Source organism: Bacillus sp. JJ675, from assembly GCF_036963165.1.
GTDB lineage: Bacteria > Bacillota > Bacilli > Bacillales > Bacillaceae > Bacillus > Bacillus glycinifermentans.
On record NZ_JBALMR010000125.1, the window covers coordinates 1153 to 1838 of the forward strand.

General features: G+C 31.8%; 1 protein-coding gene. It reads right to left on the minus strand.

All coding sequences use genetic code 11. From position 1 onward, the window contains the following. Window positions 1-456: 456 nt before the first annotated feature. Window positions 457-686 (minus strand): SMI1/KNR4 family protein (locus V7126_RS23720; protein WP_335499816.1); only part of this gene is annotated, 230 nt, incomplete at its 5' end.

A 686-nucleotide genomic window follows, 5' to 3' on the forward strand; every position in this document is an offset into this window, starting at 1 on the left:
GTTAACAAGATTAAATATTCTGCTCTTTATTTCTAATACAATTAATCTTTTATCCAAACAAATCGCCTCTTTGTTAAAGTCTTCTTCATAATACGAAACTCAAACGTCTAACTCTTTGATGATTACAGTCAATTTGAGTTTCAATAGCTCCTACAGTATTATTTGCAACAGCCAAATCGATTGCAAATTGTTGTGTGTTGAGAAATTTCCAACTTGAAAAATGTTATCTCAAGTGCTTATTTATTGTATTCTCCTTTATTTTGAATCTACTTTACGAACTTTGTCAATTATGTGGAGTAACTTTATTTTGCCCAATCTCAATTGTCACTTATATTATGAAAAACCCACAAATTTCTGGATTCCAATATTGAGGGTGAACACGATTTCAAAAATAATACGAGCAGAAAATAAAGACAAAGAAAAACCTCATCCCTAATAAGGATGAGGCTGTTTTGATCACTCTTCATCTTCCCAATCTTCGTCTTCTTCCCAGTTTTCTTTTTTCTCTTTAAGTCTTTCAAAAAAGAAATTCAAAAAGTTATCTGCAACAATTCTTCCATAACCAGCTTCGTTTGCCCATAAAATTACAGGACATTCTCCATCAACCATTTTGTTGGTATCGAGACAATACGAGAACTCGTCTATATATTCAATTACCGCTATACCTTTCGGTAAATTAAAGTATC